Consider the following 18840-nt stretch of genomic DNA (forward strand, 5'->3'; position numbering starts at 1 on the left):
ATCGAGCAGGTGAGCCTTAAGCATTATAATTTATAAAATAAGGCGTTATCAGGTAAATCCTAACACATTCACACGTATATTTATTAGTTTTTTATAAAAACGAAGAATAAGGTATAAATGCAACACTGCATTTTACAAATTTTAAACCTTGAGCCTATCTAAATATCAAACCATTAACACAACCAAAAGGAATATTCCTACACACGTAGGATAAATCTCTCATTTATTATGATTCATTCTTAATGGCCGGGGTCATATAACCAGGGGGAGTTTTCATCACAACGGCAAAGGTGTATATGCAGAATAGCTATCTAAGAATCATTTTTATACCAGGTCAAATCTGGAGAAAAAGATAATAAACCTGCTGATTTGATAGTAAAACGCCCTGTGGCTCAGGAAACAACAGAGCCACAGGAGTCAGTCATGAATCAGGCTTTACTGGGCAACGCCCCAATAGCATGGGAGCTTTTCACGGTCAGCGTAACGACGGCAGAACACAACAGCGCGGCAATCATAAAGATAAAGGCGCTGTTATAACTTCCACCACTGCTTTGAATCAGCCAGCCGATGATAGGTGCAGAAACGACTCCCGCCATCTGACCGCCAAAGTTAACGATCCCGGATGCCCGCCCCATGATGTTGCTGGGAATGGTATCCATCAGAATGCCCCAGAATGTCGCCATGGCGAAGAACATGAACAGGGCTGAAATACACTGATAAACCACCGCCATATCTGCACTGCTCACGCTGAAGGTCAGGTACAGGAAACCCGCGGCAATAACGGAGGTCACGACATACAACGTTTTACGCTGGGGTTTAAATTTATCTGAGCAATAGCCGCCTAACAACGTTCCGCCTGCGCCAAACAGGAAGGGAATGGCCGCCATGACGCCGGTTTTTGCCAGAGAAAACTCACGAACGGTGATCAGGTAGCTTGGCAGCCAGGTTGAAAAGCCCCAGAAGGTGATATCAAACAAAAACCAGATACTTGCCATTTGCCAGAGCACCGGCATTTTGAGGACGTCTTTAAATGCGATGCCGCTGGTGTTTTGCAGGCTTCCCTGCTCGTCAGCAGCCAGTTCCGCCAGATCCTGCTGCGTAATTGCGGGGTGATCTTTCGGATTGTCACGGGTAAATAAGTAGATCCCCGCCGCGATAAACAGACCCGGAATACCTAGCACGATAAAGACCATGTGCCAGCCAAAGGCCCCGATTATGCTTGCGGCTACCACTACCGCCAGCGCCGGGCCTAAGGTGTTTACCGTTGACTGAATCGCCGTGGCGCGGCCACGCTCTTTCGACGGGAAATAGGTTGATATCATCTTCCAGGAAGCCGACGGGAAACAACCTTCACCAACACCAAAGAAGAAGCGAACGGCCAGCATTAGCGGCAGCGTCAACACGGCGCCGGTTAAGCTGGTGAAAACAGACCACCAGGCAATACCGATGGCCATGATTTTGCGCGAACCAAACTTATCCGCCAGTAAACCGCCGGGAATTTGAAACGCGGCATAACCAATAAAAAAGGCGCTAATAATTAACCCTTGTTGGGTCGTATCCAGATTTAAATCTTTGCCGATATAAGGGAGCGAAACGCTCATCACCATTCTGTCGAGAAAAGAGAGCAGCCACGCCAGCCAGATCAATGTCAGGACGGTATACCTTGCTTTCCAGGTCTTTGGTTTACCTGAAGGTAAAGACGTTTGTAGGTTCATTGTGATGTCCTTAGGGTGTAGTGATCTACCGCGGCCATAAATGGTCGCGATAAATCAATGCGTGTTTAGCGTTATTTATTAATATTGTTTTCTAATAACCGTACCGCTACAGGCATAACTTTCAGTGCCATTGATTAAGGCAATGCGCCCATTAACCATGACAATTTCAATCCCTTCCGGATATTGATTGGGTTCAACAAAAGTGCCCTTATCGGCAATGGTGTTAGGATCGAACATCACAATATCCGCCGCATAACCCACTTTCAGCAGCCCACGATCCTGCAGGCCTAATACCTCAGCGGGTTTGCCAGTCATCTTACGGATTGCCGCTTCCCAGCTCAGACATCCCTCTTCACGCACATATTTACCGAGCACACGAGGGAATGCGCCAAACACGCGCGGGTGCGGTTTGCCAGCCCCCATTAAACCGTCGGTACAGACGTTTTGCTCAGGACGGCAAAGGAACTTAATCACATGCTCTTCAGTACCGTAAAAGTCGACCATCCCAACGGCGTTTTCTTCTTCAAACAGCAGATCGAAGGTGGCGTTGTACGGATCTTTTCCGCGTAGCTCGCCCAACTGAACGAGGTTCAGACCGACGGCATCCTGGTTTTTTGTCGTTTTCACGCTGGTGACAAAAATCTGGTCCAGCCCGGCAAAATCGATAAAGTTATCCCAGCCAGGAATGCCCTGCTGAATATCGTCGATCATTTTGGCGCGCAGTTCAGGCGAGGCCAGCCGCTCAAGTAATTTGTCAGTGCCCCCGGAGTGGACCCACGGCGGCAGGATCACGCCGAGCATCGTGCTGCCCGCCACATACGGATACTGGTCGAAAGAGATACGAATCCCCTCTTCCTGCGCCTGTTCCAACATGCCCAGCATCTGGTCAATCAGCCCCCAGTTTTTCTTACCGCAAACCTTCATATGTGAAATATGCAGCCAGACACCGGTGGCGGTGGCGATATCAATCAGTTCCTGCGTTGAGTTGATAATATCGTCCGCTTCACTGCGCTGATGCACTACAAAGATCCCGTCATATTTCGCCGTCACTTTGCACAGTTCAATCATTTCGGCGGTATCGCCAAAGGCGCAAGGCATGTAGATGAGCCCAGTGGAAAGACCAAACGCCCCCGCTTGTAACTCCCGCTCAAGGATTTCGCACATCTTCGCCACATCCTCACGAGTAGAGGGGCGCCCATCCAGGCCCATGGCTTCCATGCGTACGTTGCCATGCGGAACTAAATACGCGAGGTTTGTCGCCGGATGACGCGATGCCAGCAGATTGAGGTAGCCGTCTGTGTTTTTATATTTCCAGTCTATTTTGTCGGTATCGCCATCCAGTCCGGCGATATTTTTACGCCAGGCCGGAATATATTCTTCAGGCAACGGCGCCAGGGCTACACCATCCTGCCCTAACAGCTCGGTGGTAATACCCTGACGAATTTTTGCCGACAGCGCGGGGTTAATAATGGCCGACAGATCAGAGTGCGTATGGGTATCAATAAAACCAGGACAAATAATTTTTCCCGTTGCGTCAATAACCTGCTCATTAACGCCAACGTCAATTTGTCCGATTGCGACAATGCGTCCTTCGTCAACCATCACATCGGCAATTCTGCCTTCACTGCCCGTTCCATCGATTACATTTCCGTTTTTGAAAATGGTTTTCATCGTTATTCTCCATAGCGGTGTCGCTTCACGACACCACTTGTAAGGTAAGAGGTTGTTATCTTTATTTTTATTGGTGATAGAGTGTCTGAATGATGCTGTAATAGCCGCTGGCCGAGCCGGTTAACTGATCAATCTCGATATATTCATCGATGGTGTGGGCCAGGTTTTCGCGTGAAGGTCCGAAGCCGATAGTTTTAATTCCCGCTTCGCCCGCATAGTGGCTGCCGTTGGTGCAAAATGAGTACTGTGTGATGGTTGGATTAAACCCGGCCTCGCGAACGCCAGCCAGAGCGGCCTGCACGAATTCGTCAGACTCGTCATACACCCAGCCCGGGAAGAAGCGCTCGCCCTCAATCGTGGCACCGGTATAGCAAGACTCCTGACCTACCGCGTAGGAGACACGGGCCTTAAACTGCGGATCCTGTGCGGTAAGTTCCGCAAGCGCATTTTCCAGTGGGGCAATAACACTTTCTTTGGTTTCACCCACCAGCAAACGACGATCGTAGGTTGCGCGACAATAATCCGGCACTACCGAAGCTCCTGGGTATGGCGAAGATTTAATGTCGGTAAGCTCCAGAATGCCAGGCCCCAGTACCGGGTGCGTTGGCGGAGTGATTGTGCGAATTTTGTCGATCAATTGCGCCATTTTGTACACCGCGTTAATGCCTGCCTGCGGGTTGGCGGAGTGCGCGGGTTTACCAAACGTTTCGACCACAATTTCAGCGCGGCCACGCTGACCAATTTTCAGGTTTAACTCGGAAGCTTCACCGATGATCACGTAGTCCGGCTTATAGCGCTCGCTGACCAGCCGGGCAGCAATACCTTCAAAGCACTCCTCATGCACGATGCAGGCAACGTAGATTTTGCCGGCAAAATTACGCTGATTGTCCTGGCCGAAAAAACCCACGGCGGAAATCATCGCCGCCACGGCACCTTTCATATCGGTTGTACCGCGACCATAAATTTTGCCATCGTCGATATCACCGCCGTACGGGTTGCGGCTCCACTTCTCTTCGTTGACCGGCACGGTATCGATATGTCCATCGAGAACCAGCGTTTTCCCCGGCTGATTGCCGACAATGCCGCCCACAATGTTGCCGTACTTATCAACGTGGATGTCATCGAACTGGTAATGCTGCATCATTTTTTTTATGGCATTAACCACTTCCCCTTCCTGACCGGAATAACTTTTTTGTTGGATCAGCGCCTGACAGTTTTTAATGACTTCATCAATACGTTTTGCAGATAACATGGGTTTCTCCGTTATTTCTCTCAATCAGGAAATGTGTTATTTGATGCCCGGATACTGACCGCCCCAGACAATATCCAGATATTGTTGTGGGTCGGTGTCGCCTTCGGTACTGACCAACAGCACGCGGGAATGCGCATCCAGCCCCAGTTGTTCACGCGTTTGCGCCAGTTCAGGTGAGGTCATCAGCAGCGCCAGCAGACCGGAAGTGACCGCGCCGGACTCACCGGATACGATCTGCGGATCGCCCGCCAACGGATTACCCAGCATGCGCATGCCCAGCGCTGCGACTTCATCAGGGCAAGAGGCAAATGCGTTGGCATAATCACGTAGCAGTTTCCAGCCGATGCTGTTCGCCTCACCGCAGGCGAGACCAGCCATCACGGTTTGCAAATCGCCGCCCACCGCAATTGCATCCCCCTCTTTAGAGCGGGCTGAGCGGTAAAGGCAATCGGCAATTAACGCTTCAGCGACGATCACTTTCGGGCGGTGTTCACCCCAGGCTGCCGTCACCATTCCCTGCACCATTCCGGCAAACGAGCCAACGCCTGCCTGAACAAAAATATGCGTCGGCGCAACCTGATGCAGCTGGTCTATCGCCTCCAGCATCAGCGTGCCGTAGCCCTGCATAATCCACTGCGGGATTTTTTCATACCCTTCCCAGGCGGTATCCTGCACCACAATCCAGCCATGCTTTTGTGCTTGTTCCGCGGTCATGCGAACCGCATCGTCATAGTTCATATCGACGATTTCAGCGGTAGCGCCTTCATTACGGATGGAGGTCAAACGCTGCTGCGAAGAGCCCTTCGGCATATAAACCACGGCGTTTTGCTTCAGTTGGCGCGCCATCCACGCCACACCGCGACCGTGGTTGCCATCGGTGGTGGTGGCAAACGTGACGGTTTGGAGATCGCGGCGTACCTCTTCGCTGGTCATCACGTCAAACGGCAGTTCACTGATATCCTTGCCGATTAATTCCGCAATATGGCACGCCATCGCATAGGAGCCGCCCAGCGCTTTGAAGGCTTTCAGGCCAAAACGCTGAGACTCATCCTTGAGATAGATATTTTTAACACCCAGCTTTTGTGCAAGAGCCGGCAGCGTATATAACGGCGTCGGCGCATAACCCGGAATAGACCGATGAAAATTCAACGCTTTTACCAGTTCCTGGCGACTAAACGGTGCCAGCGGCGCGTTTGGATGTTCGGTAAACGGCGTCTGGTTGATAAAAAATGATAAGTTTTCCTGCATCATAAAACCTCATTGTTCTGGTATTTCACTCCCTGTAATAGACGTATACAGAGATAGTTACGCTATCGGTATTGCCAATAGAGCAAAATGCTTACCAGTTTTTTATTAATCGAGTAAAACCTTATAAATACTTTAATAAAGTCTTTATTTTCAAATAATTAAAAAGAAAACGAGATGGGCACTGAAAAATACCACAGCGTTAGTTTATCGCCTCGTTTGATAAATTCTCACAATTGATAAATAGTGTGATCGCGGAAGATAAAATAAAAAAAACATCCAAAAACAGAGCAGTAGATTGATTTTTCGCAAATCATTTTTGCATTGCTTCGCATATTTATCATCTCCCTTGAGAAATGCCACTCGCTGCCGGAGAAGTACCATGATTTCAGTACTCAGCAATATCCAGGATGATATCTGCAATTATGCCGACGCTATTTCTGGCATAACCGGAACGGATGTTGAAATCATCGATGAATCCTTAATGCGCATCGCTGGCACCGGTAAATACCGACATATGCTCAATGAAAACGTGGCAAAAAATGGCTACATCTACCACCACGTTTTGCAGGTCCGAGAAACGGTTCTTATCAAAAACCCCGGCGAACATCCGCTGTGTCAGTTATGTGAAAAACACCACTACTGTTCTGAAATGCTGGATTTGAACGCACCAATTTTTCTCAACAATCGTGTGATTGGCGTGATCGGAATTATTTGCTCAACCCAGGCGCAGCGTGACGCGTTATTGAGCCAGATTGATAAATTTGTCACTTTTATTGAGCAAATCGCGGTGATGATCTCCAGTAAGGTCTTTGAATGTCTGGAGCGTTTACGCGCGCAGGAAACCCTCGGCGCATTTCGGCGTCTGATCGATGCCATGGACCGCGGCGTTGTAGCAATTGATGGCAATGGTCTTATCTGGCATGCCAATCATTCAGCCGATCGCATTCTCAACCGCGAAGTTCAGGGATTACCGCTGACCATTGAAACAACCGGGGACAGTTTGTATGGCGATGAAGAAGCATGGCTGACGCTTGAAGGCCAGAAACACCATGTACTGTGCAAACAAATTTCGCTCTCCTCGCTGGATAACGATCGCTTAACGATGGTCATCTTTCGTGATGCGCACGACTACCTGAGTAACCTTACTCCATCCCCTTACGAGTCTGACACGCAGGTGCGGCTGATTGGTCACTCTTCCTCAATGGAGCAGCTCAGAAGCACCATTAGCAAAATTGCCAACAGCTACGCCAGCGTGCTCATCACCGGGGAAAGCGGCTCGGGTAAAGAGGTCGTGGCATTTGCCATTCACCAAAACAGCCCCCGTAAAGCCGCCCCTTTCGTGACAATCAACTGCGCGGCAATCCCCGAGCAACTACTGGAAAGCGAACTGTTTGGCTATGTACGCGGTGCATTTAGCGGTGCAGATCCCAAAGGACGAATGGGGAAATTTGAACTGGCCAACGGCGGCAGCCTGTTTCTGGATGAGATCGGCGATATGCCGCTGCACCTGCAGGCCAAGCTGCTCAGGGTGTTGCAGGAAAAAGCGATCACCCGCGTGGGTTCTAATAACATCATTAATATTGATGTGCGCATTATTGCCGCGACCAACAAAAATATTAGCGCGATGGTGGAGAATAATCAGTTTCGCGAAGACCTTTTCTATCGCCTGAATGTCGTCCCTCTGGTGCTTCCTTCCCTGCGTGAACGCAGGGCTGATATCGCCGTCCTCGCACAATACTTTGCCGATGAGTTTTCGGTCAGTTACCAACGTGCACCGCAAAAACTGCCCGATGACGTTATTAATCGCCTTTATGCCTGGCACTGGCCGGGGAACATTCGTGAATTACGCAACGTCATCGAATACATTTTTGTGATGCGCGGAGAAGCCGCCGGGATCAACGCCAGCCATCTGCCTCCTTATTTACTCTCCTCGGGGGACAGCAGGAAAACCACGATGACCGCACAACCCCGACAGCTGGCGAACCAAGGAAAACAAGCGGAAAGGGACGCTATCGAAAATGCCATTCAGCGATTTGGTTCAAGCGTGGAGGGCAAAAAACAGGCTGCATCAGAACTGGGAGTCAGTATTGCCACGCTCTATCGAAAAATAAAACTGTATGGTTTGTGAGCCCCTTTTTTTTAACAATTAAGCCCGCGTAGCGCGGGCTTTTGGTGGTTAAGTACAGGGATACTTAATCAAACACACCATTGATAACAGCGGTGACAATTGCCGTGCTCAGTGCAATCAACACCAGATTGTCGCCAACAACCTGCCATTCATAACCCGGGTAATATGGCAGTTGATTCAGCATCGAGGATGGGACACTTTTCTTAGCGATCCCCGGAGGCAGTGGTTTTCCTCGCGCCAGATTTTTGGCGATGCCCGGAGGCAGTGACTTATATCCCGTCAAACCATATCTGACGGCATACTGCCTGGCCACGTTATAGCTAATATCACTATCAACATGGTCCGGCTTGCCATAATTTTTACGCTGTTCCGATTGCGAGTTGTTTTTTGGGCCTAGGTTTCCTTTCTGGCTATGGCTGCTATTACCCTTATTCCCACTATTACCATGGTTGCCGCTATTACCATTTCCGTTGCCATTACCGGGGTTAGCCGAAACGGGGATAGCGCACATCGACATCGCGGCAACGGCAACTAAAGCCGTTGCTAAAGTACGGAGCCTGGACATGATGATTCCTTAAGATATGGATACATACAAAATGTATGGTATTGCGTGAATATTGGCTATCGCTATGAATCCGATTTATTGGCAGAAAAACGCTGTCGCTTTGCAAAGTGAGCAGCTTTGATTGACCGTTTTTAAAATTAAAAACCGCCATTCCCGTTAACTCAGATCGGCAAGCGACAGGCACAGGATCTGAGTTTTTGGGAATAACTTCGCGAAAATGGAGAGAAAACGGCGTTTTTTTTCGGTTAAGCTATGTTCATGCTTTGGCGCTACCCATGGTCAGATTCACTATTCAGGAACCCACCCATAATGGCAAAAAGTACCCCGCAGCTGCCGCTCGACCCACATATGTGTCGCAGCTATGAAAAAAAGTCGCGAAGTCCGCTGGCGCTCTACTCAGAGTATCAGCGGATGGACGTCGAGCTGCGGGCTCCGCTGGCCATGACCTACAGCCACTGGCACGGTCAGGTTGAAGTGAATGTGCCGTTTGATGGCGATGTGGAGTACCTTTTCAATGACGAAGTAGTGAAAAGCAAACAGGGCTTTATCACGCTGTTCTGGGCCTGCACACCCCATCAGCTGACGGATGCCGGGCACTGTAAACAGATGGCCATCTTCAACTTACCGATGCATCTGTTTTTGTCCTGGCCGCTGGACAGGGAACTGATTAACCACGTGACGCATGGGATGGTGATTACGTCGCTTGCCTCGCAGCAGTTGAGCGCTTTTGAAGTGCAGCGTTGGCAGAGTGAACTCAACAGCGACAATGAGCAAATTCGTCAATTAGCCATTGATGAGATTGCCCTGATGCTCAAGCGATTTAGCCTCGCTGGCTGGCGGCCAGTGCTGGGTAACAAAACATCGCGCACCCAGAAAAACAGTATTTCACGGCATTCACAGTTTTACGTCAGCCAGATGCTGGAGTTTATTGCCGCAAACTGCGACAAACAGCTTACGGTCGATGCTATTGCCGAACACGTTAAGCTCAACCCAAATTATGCGATGGGCATTTTTCATCGCGTGATGCAACTAACCATGAAACAGTATATTACCGCAATGCGCATCAACCATGTGCGGGCTTTGCTCAGCGATACGGATAAAACAATTCTGGATATCGCTACAATTGCAGGTTTCCGATCCAGCAGCCGGTTTTATAGCTCATTTCATAAATACGTCGGCATGCCGCCGCAGCAATATCGCAAACTGAGCCAACAGCGCCGAAATCATTCACCTTATGCCGAGGAGTAATTTATTCGTCAAACTCACTCTTACCTTACAACCAAAATATAAGCATCAGAATAGCAGGTCAAAATAGATAATCTGCAGCAGTTAATAAAATAGGGTTCAGCCATGAACTCTGGCAACTATGTTACCCAGTTATGGGTGACCTGTAGCAGGTATTTATTTGACGTGTTCAACCATTAACGATTGGGATGGAATTATGGAATTAAATAGCTGCACCGCCAACAACAGAAAGCCATTGTCTTTCTTTTGGTCAGTTTTACCCATGATAGTCATGCTGGGTGGAATTAGCATCGGATATTTTATCTTCAATATTCGAGCTGAACCTATGATCCTCGTGGGAACCGCAACCGCCTCGTTTATCGCCATCGCTCACGGCTACACGTGGGATGACATTCTACAATCTATTTGCAATAAAATATCTGAAGCGCTTCCTGTCATATTAATCGTCGCCAGTATCGGTTTCTTAATTGGCGCATGGATGGTGTCAGGCACTATTCCAATGATGATTTATTATGGTCTGAAGTGGATTAACCCGCAGTATTTCTATATTTCAGCATTTATGCTGGGAGCGCTGATCTCAGTCTGTACCGGCACCTCCTGGGGATCTATCGGAACCGTCGGGATCGCCATGATTGGCGTAGCGATTGGTCTGAATGTTTCGCTGCCCATTGCTGCTGGCGCTATTGTCTCCGGCTGCTGGTTTGGTGATAAGCTTTCTCCGGTTTCTGACTCAACCAACATGGCGGCGCTGGCTGCCGGTGTAAACCTGTACTCGCATATCGGCCATCTGCTGTGGACCACCGGCCCGGGATTTATTATTTGCTGCGTCGTTTACAGCTATATGGGCATGGGCATTAATGCCTCATCCAGCGCGCCAGCCAATATCACCAACTTGATGAACGCTATCGGCCAGATTTATCACTTTAACATTCTGCTACTGTTACCACCGATCATCGTTTTGTATGGCTCACTGTCAAAAAGACCGCCAATCCCAATGCTCTTTTTATCCACAATAGTCTCGATGATTCTGGCATTAGCCTTTCAGCAATTTACCGCATCATCGGTTGGCGAATCCGTGGTTAGCGGTTTTAAGCTCGCGATGCTCACCGGAGATAACCTGCCAACACTGTCATCAGATGTTTCGCGCTTACTGGAACGAGGCGGCGCCATTTCAATGTTTAGCAGCTTCGTCACCGTCTTCAGCGCCTTCAGCTTTGCCGGCGCAATGAGTGCGACAGGCTCTTTGCACACCGTGATAAACGCGCTCACGAAAGGCGTTAAATCCACATTCCGCCTGGTGGCCACCACGATTGTGACGACGTTTACCATCTGTGCCTGTACGGCAAATGGAACCTTGCCACTGCTGCTGTGCGGCGATGCCTTTAAAGAAGAATATAAAAAACGAGGACTTGCGACAAAGAACCTCTCGCGTACTACCGAAGATGCCGGAACCGTTGTCGAACCGATTATCCCCTGGTCTGCCTCAGGCGTTTATTGCGCCACGATGCTGGGCGTGGCGACGCTTGATTATTTGCCATGGGCAATCCTCTGCTACAGCGGCATCATCTTTGCCCTGCTGTGGGCGGCCACCGGTATTGGTATTGCTAAATATGAACCAAATGAAGCTACAGAGCATATGGTTGAGCAAAAATCATAGGCTAATAAATAGCTAAATATTGGCTACCACCAGGGTAAATTCAATATATCGATTAGATATACAGAAATATTCTTCACTGTTGCGTTGCTTAAACTATTTTTCAGAGACTGTCCAGGAGTCAGCAATGTCTTTGTTTGATGATATTGTCATAAGGGATGTTAATTGCCGTAAATACGGTCAATTACAACAGATGTACGGCACCACCGATGTATTACCGTTGTGGATTGCAGATATGGATTTTGTGACGCCAGAGCCAATCATGAGCACACTGCGTTCAGTGGTATCGCAGCCAGTACAAGGCTACAACCTGGATTATCCGCAATGGAAAGAGTCCGTTATTCATTGGTATGCGCAACAGTATGATGTCGACATAAAGCCACACTGGTTGCATTTTATTCCCGGCGTCATAAAAACTATCGTGCTCTCTCTGATGGTGTTTACCCGACCAGGTGATAATATTTTAACCTGTACGCCAATATATGACCCCTACCCTAATCTGGTAAATACCAGCGGCAGGAATTTGATTCAAACGCGCCTCATTGAGAAAGTTGGTCATTACGAATTTGACTGGCATGATTTCAGCGAAAAACTCAAGCAGTGCAAAATGTTTCTTTTCCCTTCGCCGCATAATCCAGGCGGTATGGTGTGGTCGCGGGAAACGCTGGAAAAAGTAAGTCACTATTGTCAGCAAGCTGGCGTCATTATTCTCTCAGATGAAGTGCATAGTGATTTAACCCTGCCAGGCAAGCGCCATCTGCCGTTTTTTACTTTAGACGAAGCGACAGGGAGCCAGTCAATCGTGCTGACCTCAATCAGTAAAACCTTCAACACGGCGGCGATCCAGGGCGGAATTGCCATTATTAAAAATGATGAATTACGCCATCAGTTCTATGGTTTCCTGGATAACTGCTACCTTGCCGAGACACATTCATTACAGCAGGCGGCCATTTACAGCGCCTTTACCCATTGTGGCGACTGGCACCAAAAATTATTAGCCTACCTGGCCGACAATGTGGCGTTTGTTAAAAGTGAAATTGAAAAGCACTGTCCCTTAATCTCCATTGTGTATGGCGGAGCATCGTATCTTCTGTTTCTGAACGCGGAAAAAATGAATCTTAGCGATGAACAACTAAGCGCATTTTTTGTGCAGGAAGCAAAACTGGGTCTGTCACCAGGCGCGCAATATGGCCCCGGCGGAGAGGGTCACATGAGACTCAACGTTGGGTGCCCGCGCTCGGTACTGGTAGAAGCGATGAACCGACTGAAAACGGCGTACCAAAAACGACAGAACGCATAGCGCGCATCACACTATTTGCCCCGCCACGGTGGGGCAAAACTATACAAAGATGTTGCAGAACTGCTATAAAGTTTTTCCGTTCTGTCGGCTGGTGTTAAACTGGAAAGTGTGATCTTCATCATAACATGCTTAAACAGAGAAAAGAGACACTGCTATGCAACATATCATTGAGGGCTTCCTCAACTTCCAAAAAGAGATTTTCCCTCAACGTAAGGAACTCTTTCGCAGCCTGGCATCCAGCCAGAATCCCAAAGCGCTTTTCATCTCCTGTTCCGATAGCCGCCTGGTGCCAGAACTCGTTACTCAGCAAGAGCCCGGACAGCTTTTCGTTATCCGCAACGCCGGTAATATCGTTCCGTCTTTTGGACCGGAACCCGGTGGCGTATCTGCTACGATTGAATACGCGGTTGTCGCACTTGGTGTGACGGATATCGTCATCTGCGGACACTCCAACTGCGGCGCGATGAAAGCCATTGCTGATAGCCAGCCTCTGGATCCGATGCCCGCTGTGGCTCACTGGTTGCACTATGCCGATGCCGCGAAAGCCGTGGTTGAGAAGAAAACCTGGGATAACCCAATCGATAAAGTTAACGCCATGGTGGAAGAAAACGTTATCGCACAGCTCAATAATATTAAAACGCATCCTTGCGTCGCGGTTGGGCTGCGAAATAATGCGCTTCGTCTGCACGGCTGGGTATATGACATCGAAAGCGGTGAAATCCGTACCCTGGATAAAAACAGCAAAACCTACGTTTCCCTTGCTGATAACCCGCAGGTGCATTTCGAGTAAATTTTCCCCTGGAGCAAGGATGCTCTGGAGAGCTTTTACCTACTTTTGTGCTATAGACAAAAAACGCACTTGCAGCTAGTTTTTAAATAGCCGTTGATGTTTTGCTTTTGCATTGGCCTTAGCTCATCCATTCAGTATTGCAACAGATTGCATGAATTTAGAGTTAAAACAGCTTTTCACCTGAGTGTTTTATCAAAATTATCTAGCAGCGATATCAATTCTGATAATGGTGCAGGCGATAAAAAGGAGCTGACGCAAATGCAAGCGAAATTAAAACGAATGATAAACATGTTATTCTATCATGAATCATGGGATATCATGATTATTAAGGATCATGGTACACACTTATTTCCGAATAATACACTGGATATATTAAGTAAATCCGCTGCACAGCAGTTAAAAAAGAAATATACGTTTCAGGCCGATCCTTTTCTTATTGAAAAAGATGATAAACTGTTTGTTTTTTATGAAGCTTTTAGCTTTCGCAACTCGAAAGGCACGCTCCGATGCCGTATTCTTGATCGTGAACTGGTTGAAATTGATGACGTGAAACTTGAAGGTTTTGACGACCTGATGTGTCATTTGTCATTTCCTTTCCTGATCAATATTAACGATCAGCTCTTCATGATTCCTGAATCATCAGAAAGAAAAGAAGTGATACTATTTCAGTCAGTAGAGTTTCCTACGCGCTGGAAGAAAATTAAAGTTCTAATCTCTGACACCGAAGTGACAGATAACATTTTTCTTTCAATGAACGAGACCTGCTATCTTATGTCGACCACCATGGATAATAAAATAATTATTCATTCGGCAGAGCATCTTCACGGACAGTGGCAGAGAATTACTCCTGCATTGAAGGTGAGCAATCATCATCATCGGGGAGCGGGTGCGCCTTATCTTGTCGATAACAAAATGTATTTCTTAACCCAGGAATGCACACCTGAAACATATGGAAAATCTATCTACATCAAAGAATTAGTCACACTGAATGACGCTACTTTTGATGAGAATCTGATCGAACAAATCAATTCGTCGATCAACCACAGTGACGGCGTTCACACGCTAAATTTCTCAAGTAACTATATTGCCTATGATACAAAAATAAATAAGTTCAGTCTGTTGGCAATCTTTAAAAAAATATCATATAAGTGTATGATTAAATATAGAAACGTATACCTTTCCCGGCAAAATAACTGATCCATTGGATCCTTGGGTGCATTGCTGGAAAATCGCTCGGGTTTTTAGCATTTTTCTGGAGTCTGTATGGCTATTCTTGTCACTGGTGGTGCAGGTTATATTGGTTCACATACTGTTTTAACGCTACTGGAAAGAGGCGATGATGTCGTTGTCATCGATAATCTGGCGAACGCCAGCCGAATCTCACTGGACAGGGTCGCGGAACTCACAGGAAGGGAACCCATTGTCTATATCGCTGATGTTCTCGACAGGCAGGCATTAAAAAACATTTTCGCCAACCATAACATCACTGATGTCATTCATTTTGCGGGCCTCAAATCGGTTTCCGAGTCGATAAAAGAACCCCTTGCTTACTACGAAAACAACGTCACTGGAACGCTGGTTTTACTGGATGAGATGCTGGCCGCAGGCGTTAATCGATTCATTTTTAGCTCATCTGCTACGGTATACGGTAATCCGGAAAGCGTGCCGCTGAGCGAGCAATCGCGTACGGGGGGTACCACCAATCCGTACGGTACCTCTAAATTAATGGTCGAACAGATTCTGGCCGATTTCTCCCGCGCGCAGCCCGACTTCCGCATTACCTGCCTGCGCTATTTTAACCCAGTCGGCGCCCATCCATCGGGTCGGATTGGTGAGGATCCCAACGGTATCCCCAATAACCTGGTGCCGTACATCTCCCAGGTTGCGATTGGTAAGCTGAAAACCGTGTCGGTGTACGGTAATGACTATCCAACCCCCGACGGCACCGGCGTTCGTGATTATATCCACGTCATGGATTTGGCGACCGGCCATTTAGCCGCGCTGGATAGCCAGAACAAAGGCGCAGCCTACAAGGTGATTAATCTCGGTACCGGGGTCGGTTATTCCGTGATTAATCTGATTGAGGCGTTTGAAAAAGCGGCGCAGAAAAAAATAAGCTATCAGTTTGTCGACAGAAGGCCCGGCGACATTGCCGAATGTTGGTCTGACCCGTCACTGGCATACAAAGAGTTAGGCTGGAAGGCCATCTACAACCTTGATGAAATGATGCGTGACACCTGGAACTGGCAAAAAAACAACCCGAATGGTTATAACATCTGATGTACCCGGCAACGAGCCTGAGCCTCTGGCTCGTTGCCATGACGGGTTAGCGTGCCGTTATCGTTGATACGCGATACCAGCCGCTGCTCTGCTTTCCTTCGTTGGCAAAGTTAATTCTTGCCGCCCCGGATTTATCCAGCATCGAAACCTCAATGGCGTATTGCCCTTTCGCCAGTCGGCCCGGCATGGGCAATGCGTAGCTAACCTGATAAACGCCCGGGAGCCAACGTCGTATATCATCCGCCGTATTCCCCTGCGCCACCACCTGATTGGCGCTATCCACCACACGAAATGCCAGCGTGTAGGGCAGATAAATCGGTGCGATACCTTCGTTATACCAGGTACTGTTCAACCTCAACGTTTGTCCGCCGTCCCACACGGACTCATGGCTCAAAGACGCTAAGCGAAACCGATAGCCCAGTTTGGTCAGCGCATCGTCAACAATCGGTCGATAATCGCTGGGTATCGCTCTCGATTTCAGGTTGATCGTGCTGGCGTGCTGCTTGACCGCCCAGTCAAAAATACCCTGCACTTCGGCACGCGTATAGTGGAAGGTGTTCTTCCAGTCCTGCATATATGAACAGATTTCCAGACTTACCGGCGCACGTTTCCAGGCATCGTTAAACCCCGAATAGCTCTGCTGTGCTGCCAGTAATCGCTGCGGGTAATCTTCGGCCATATGGCTCCAGGAGTCCGAAAATACGCGCAGGTCACCCCAGCAATCCGCCCGCCATCCAGCCCCTCGCGCCACCGCATTCGCCAGGCTTTGCCCACCGCTCATCAACATTATTTTCGGCGTCGAAGGGAAGGCAGAAAAGTGCATTGCGACGTAGGGGTCTAACTGCGCGGTGGTGTACTGCTCCAACAGTGGTTTCAGATCAGGGAAATTGCTGTTATGCCATTCACCCCAAGCCCCCACCATGCCGATATCCACAAAAGCGAGATTCTCATTACCGTCGTAGCGTTTTCCAAATGCGTTCAGCAGACGCTGGCTGTACTCAATAAACAGTGGGTCGCTTAAATCTGGAATAAATGTTTTATTATCGGGCGTCCAGCGGCCTTTCACGCCTTTTTTAATCAGCCAATCGGGAATTTTTGTGCCATCCCCCGGATCGGCAAGCACCATAAACCGCAGCCCGACATTCATCGCGGGACGATGCGCTGCCGCGTATTTGAAGGCATCATCCACCAGCGCAAAATTATACTGACCTTCAACAGGCTCCAGCTCTCGCCAGTAAAATCGCTCGTATTCTAATCCGGTATTGGGATAGTCCGCCAGACCCAGCGTTTCACCGTACCCCTGATGGAAACTTGCCACGCCAATCCCCGGATTGGTTAGCGGGCCCGTTAATGCTTTGGGGGTTACGGTCGTTAATGCGGACATAACCGCCAACGGAAAGGACATCAACAACAGCGCAGAAACCCATTTACACTTCATCGCAGTGACGCCCTCCACAGGTTTGTTTACGCTAGCGGTTTTTCAGGCTTAACCACCAGTCCCATATACCCACATGAAAATTTTGGAACACATCAATACCTAATGCTGATTTGATCATATACAGCGTCAGCAATACGCAGCAGGTAACGAACAACACGGCAATCAGCAGCAAAAAAGTGAGCAATATTCTCGACAGGGTCGATTCCTGACGATGCTGCCGACGCAAATCTCTGCCAAACAAAAAAACCAGATAATAGCGTTTACTGAAAAAGGGAAAGCTTCGGCGAATATCGATCTGATGCCGAGAAGTCAGAGTCGAAGCCAGGATCGCTTTTTCCACCCCTTCTTTTTGTTCAGGGGTCAACTCTTGCGCAATCGGCTCGTCAAGATGAGCATAAAATCGTTCGATGACGGGAGGACGATTTTGAGGACTGGTCAAAATTAACCTATATCTTTATCAATTGAGTGATAGACGTTTATCGTCTTTTTGGCGATTTCATGCCAGTTGTAGTTTTGCAAATATACACGATAGTCCACGCTATTGGTTGCCGCCCATTCGGTTAATTTTTCGGTCAGGCTGGTCACATCCCCCACCTTAAAATAGGCCTCGGACGGCAGTTGAACTTCGAGGTTAGCCGGAATATCACTGACGACGGCAGGAAGAGAAAATGACATCGCTTCCAGCAGCGCAATGGGCAATCCTTCATGGTATGAAGGCATCACAAACAGCTGTGCCTGGGAAAACACCGCCTGAAGCTCATCACCACGCAAGAACCCCGTCATCACAACGCCAGGGGTGTCCGCGGCAAGCTTTTTGAGGCGAATGCTGTATTCGGTCGGATGATCCGCATCGCCAATTAACACTAACGGCATAGTTAAACCGCTGCGCTGATAGGCGGCGATGGCATCATGCATCCCTTTTTCTTCCACAAATCGCCCAACCACCACGAGGTAGTTTTTCGGCTGCAGCCCAAAGCGGGAGAGCGTATTGTCGATGGTCAGCGCAGATAACGACCGCGGCTCGTTGACGCCATTGTGAATTAAATGCGCATCATAGCGAGCGTGTTTTTTCTGGATCAGTTGATTAATAACCTCAGAAATCACAATCACTTCGTTGGCATATCTCACTGCCCAACGCTCACCCAGCAGCAATATTTTTTTGGCAACGAATCCCCATTTTTGACGATCGTAATCAGGTCCATGGTGGGTGAACACCACCTTCTTCCCTAACATGCGTAATAATGGGATCACAAGCCCAGGCCCGATAGCATGGACATGCACAATATCTGAATGGTCGATACTTGTCCTAAATGCCGCTAAAACGGAATGGACAATCGCTTCCAGCGAGCGCTTTTTGGGTGCCCACAGCGCGTAGGTTTCAACTTTCTTATATAACGATCGTTTGTAATTTACATACGGCGAGCGTGCAATCACGCAAATATCAACGTCCAACTGCTGCTTAATGGCAGGATATAGATTCTGACAGTGTGTCTCCACCCCGCCCAATACATCAGGAATACCACGCGTACCAAAAACCGTTATTTTTTTACTCAT

15 protein-coding genes are annotated in these 18840 nt (G+C 48.5%); 7 read left to right on the plus strand and 8 right to left on the minus strand.

The features are described from left to right. Nucleotides 1-428: 428 nt before the first annotated feature. From OGV65_RS24005 to dpaL, 4 genes are all read right to left on the minus strand, one after another. The gene (locus tag OGV65_RS24005) at nucleotides 429-1715 is read right to left on the minus strand and encodes an MFS transporter (RefSeq protein WP_047358943.1); all 1287 of its coding nucleotides are present in this window, start codon (nucleotides 1713-1715) and stop codon (nucleotides 429-431) included. Between the two features lie 78 nt (nucleotides 1716-1793). Beyond that, nucleotides 1794-3386, minus strand: a complete 1593-nt coding sequence (locus tag OGV65_RS24010; RefSeq protein WP_016157258.1) for an N-acyl-D-amino-acid deacylase family protein — start codon at nucleotides 3384-3386, stop codon at nucleotides 1794-1796. A 67-nt stretch (nucleotides 3387-3453) separates the two neighbouring features. Then, nucleotides 3454-4638: a YgeY family selenium metabolism-linked hydrolase gene (locus tag OGV65_RS24015; protein ID WP_279263840.1), complete on the minus strand. Its 1185-nt coding sequence runs from the start codon at nucleotides 4636-4638 to the stop codon at nucleotides 3454-3456. 36 nt (nucleotides 4639-4674) lie between these two features. Further along, nucleotides 4675-5889, minus strand: coding sequence for a diaminopropionate ammonia-lyase (dpaL, locus tag OGV65_RS24020; protein WP_425476443.1), 1215 nt, complete (start codon nucleotides 5887-5889; stop codon nucleotides 4675-4677). A 376-nt stretch (nucleotides 5890-6265) separates the two neighbouring features. Here dpaL and OGV65_RS24025 point away from each other — a divergent pair, with 376 nt between their 5' ends. Next, nucleotides 6266-8014 carry a sigma-54 interaction domain-containing protein gene (locus tag OGV65_RS24025; RefSeq protein WP_047499506.1) on the plus strand — a complete coding sequence of 583 codons (1749 nt, stop codon included), beginning with the start codon at nucleotides 6266-6268 and terminating at the stop codon, nucleotides 8012-8014. A gap of 64 nt (nucleotides 8015-8078) precedes the next feature. On the opposite strand, the gene OGV65_RS24030 is transcribed toward OGV65_RS24025, so the two are convergent. Next, nucleotides 8079-8579 carry an anti-virulence regulator CigR family protein gene (locus OGV65_RS24030; RefSeq protein WP_286455520.1) on the minus strand — a complete coding sequence of 167 codons (501 nt, stop codon included), beginning with the start codon at nucleotides 8577-8579 and terminating at the stop codon, nucleotides 8079-8081. 309 nt (nucleotides 8580-8888) lie between these two features. Here OGV65_RS24030 and melR point away from each other — a divergent pair, with 309 nt between their 5' ends. The 6 genes from melR (at nucleotide 8889) to galE (ending at nucleotide 15848) form a co-directional block, all read left to right on the plus strand. Further along, nucleotides 8889-9827 carry a transcriptional regulator MelR gene (gene melR, locus OGV65_RS24035; protein ID WP_286455521.1) on the plus strand — a complete coding sequence of 313 codons (939 nt, stop codon included), beginning with the start codon at nucleotides 8889-8891 and terminating at the stop codon, nucleotides 9825-9827. 193 nt (nucleotides 9828-10020) lie between these two features. Continuing rightward, nucleotides 10021-11481: a Na+/H+ antiporter NhaC gene (gene nhaC / locus OGV65_RS24040; protein WP_286455522.1), complete on the plus strand. Its 1461-nt coding sequence runs from the start codon at nucleotides 10021-10023 to the stop codon at nucleotides 11479-11481. Nucleotides 11482-11605: 124 nt separating this feature from the next. Further along, on the plus strand, nucleotides 11606-12778 hold the full coding sequence (locus tag OGV65_RS24045; RefSeq protein WP_279263838.1) for a MalY/PatB family protein: 1173 nt from the start codon (nucleotides 11606-11608) through the stop codon (nucleotides 12776-12778). A gap of 154 nt (nucleotides 12779-12932) precedes the next feature. Further along, on the plus strand, nucleotides 12933-13568 hold the full coding sequence (locus tag OGV65_RS24050) for a carbonic anhydrase (protein ID WP_016154107.1): 636 nt from the start codon (nucleotides 12933-12935) through the stop codon (nucleotides 13566-13568). Between the two features lie 258 nt (nucleotides 13569-13826). Continuing rightward, nucleotides 13827-14765 (plus strand): glucosamine inositolphosphorylceramide transferase family protein, encoded by a 939-nt coding sequence (locus OGV65_RS24055; protein WP_286455523.1) that lies wholly within the window; start codon nucleotides 13827-13829, stop codon nucleotides 14763-14765. 66 nt (nucleotides 14766-14831) lie between these two features. Continuing rightward, nucleotides 14832-15848 carry a UDP-glucose 4-epimerase GalE gene (gene galE / locus OGV65_RS24060; RefSeq protein ID WP_016154109.1) on the plus strand — a complete coding sequence of 339 codons (1017 nt, stop codon included), beginning with the start codon at nucleotides 14832-14834 and terminating at the stop codon, nucleotides 15846-15848. A gap of 46 nt (nucleotides 15849-15894) precedes the next feature. Here galE and OGV65_RS24065 read toward each other — a convergent pair whose 3' ends face one another. From OGV65_RS24065 to OGV65_RS24075, 3 genes are read right to left on the minus strand one after another with little or no spacing between them, the layout of a single operon-like run. Then, the gene (locus tag OGV65_RS24065; protein ID WP_279263836.1) at nucleotides 15895-17286 is read right to left on the minus strand and encodes a DUF4832 domain-containing protein; all 1392 of its coding nucleotides are present in this window, start codon (nucleotides 17284-17286) and stop codon (nucleotides 15895-15897) included. A 31-nt stretch (nucleotides 17287-17317) separates the two neighbouring features. Further along, nucleotides 17318-17725 carry a hypothetical protein gene (locus tag OGV65_RS24070; protein WP_047358835.1) on the minus strand — a complete coding sequence of 136 codons (408 nt, stop codon included), beginning with the start codon at nucleotides 17723-17725 and terminating at the stop codon, nucleotides 17318-17320. Nucleotides 17726-17727: 2 nt separating this feature from the next. After that, on the minus strand, nucleotides 17728-18840 hold the full coding sequence (locus OGV65_RS24075) for a glycosyltransferase family 4 protein (protein ID WP_279263835.1): 1113 nt from the start codon (nucleotides 18838-18840) through the stop codon (nucleotides 17728-17730).

Source organism: Citrobacter sp. Cb004 (assembly GCF_030337065.1).
Taxonomy (GTDB): domain Bacteria; phylum Pseudomonadota; class Gammaproteobacteria; order Enterobacterales; family Enterobacteriaceae; genus Citrobacter; species Citrobacter braakii.

Bases quoted from the DNA above. Each gene is read 5' to 3' on its own strand.
- galE (WP_016154109.1), top strand. From the start codon at position 14,832: ATGGCTATTCTTGTCACTGGTGGTGCAGGTTATATTGGTTCACATACT.
- melR (WP_286455521.1), top strand. From the start codon at position 8,889: ATGGCAAAAAGTACCCCGCAGCTGCCGCTCGACCCACATATGTGTCGC.
- OGV65_RS24065 (WP_279263836.1), bottom strand. From the start codon at position 17,286: ATGAAGTGTAAATGGGTTTCTGCGCTGTTGTTGATGTCCTTTCCGTTG.
- OGV65_RS24055 (WP_286455523.1), top strand. From the start codon at position 13,827: ATGCAAGCGAAATTAAAACGAATGATAAACATGTTATTCTATCATGAA.
- OGV65_RS24015 (WP_279263840.1), bottom strand. From the start codon at position 4,638: ATGTTATCTGCAAAACGTATTGATGAAGTCATTAAAAACTGTCAGGCG.
- OGV65_RS24010 (WP_016157258.1), bottom strand. From the start codon at position 3,386: ATGAAAACCATTTTCAAAAACGGAAATGTAATCGATGGAACGGGCAGT.
- OGV65_RS24050 (WP_016154107.1), top strand. From the start codon at position 12,933: ATGCAACATATCATTGAGGGCTTCCTCAACTTCCAAAAAGAGATTTTC.
- OGV65_RS24075 (WP_279263835.1), bottom strand. From the start codon at position 18,840: ATGAGTAAAAAAATAACGGTTTTTGGTACGCGTGGTATTCCTGATGTA.
- OGV65_RS24005 (WP_047358943.1), bottom strand. From the start codon at position 1,715: ATGAACCTACAAACGTCTTTACCTTCAGGTAAACCAAAGACCTGGAAA.
- OGV65_RS24030 (WP_286455520.1), bottom strand. From the start codon at position 8,579: ATGTCCAGGCTCCGTACTTTAGCAACGGCTTTAGTTGCCGTTGCCGCG.
- OGV65_RS24025 (WP_047499506.1), top strand. From the start codon at position 6,266: ATGATTTCAGTACTCAGCAATATCCAGGATGATATCTGCAATTATGCC.
- OGV65_RS24045 (WP_279263838.1), top strand. From the start codon at position 11,606: ATGTCTTTGTTTGATGATATTGTCATAAGGGATGTTAATTGCCGTAAA.
- dpaL (WP_425476443.1), bottom strand. From the start codon at position 5,889: ATGATGCAGGAAAACTTATCATTTTTTATCAACCAGACGCCGTTTACC.
- nhaC (WP_286455522.1), top strand. From the start codon at position 10,021: ATGGAATTAAATAGCTGCACCGCCAACAACAGAAAGCCATTGTCTTTC.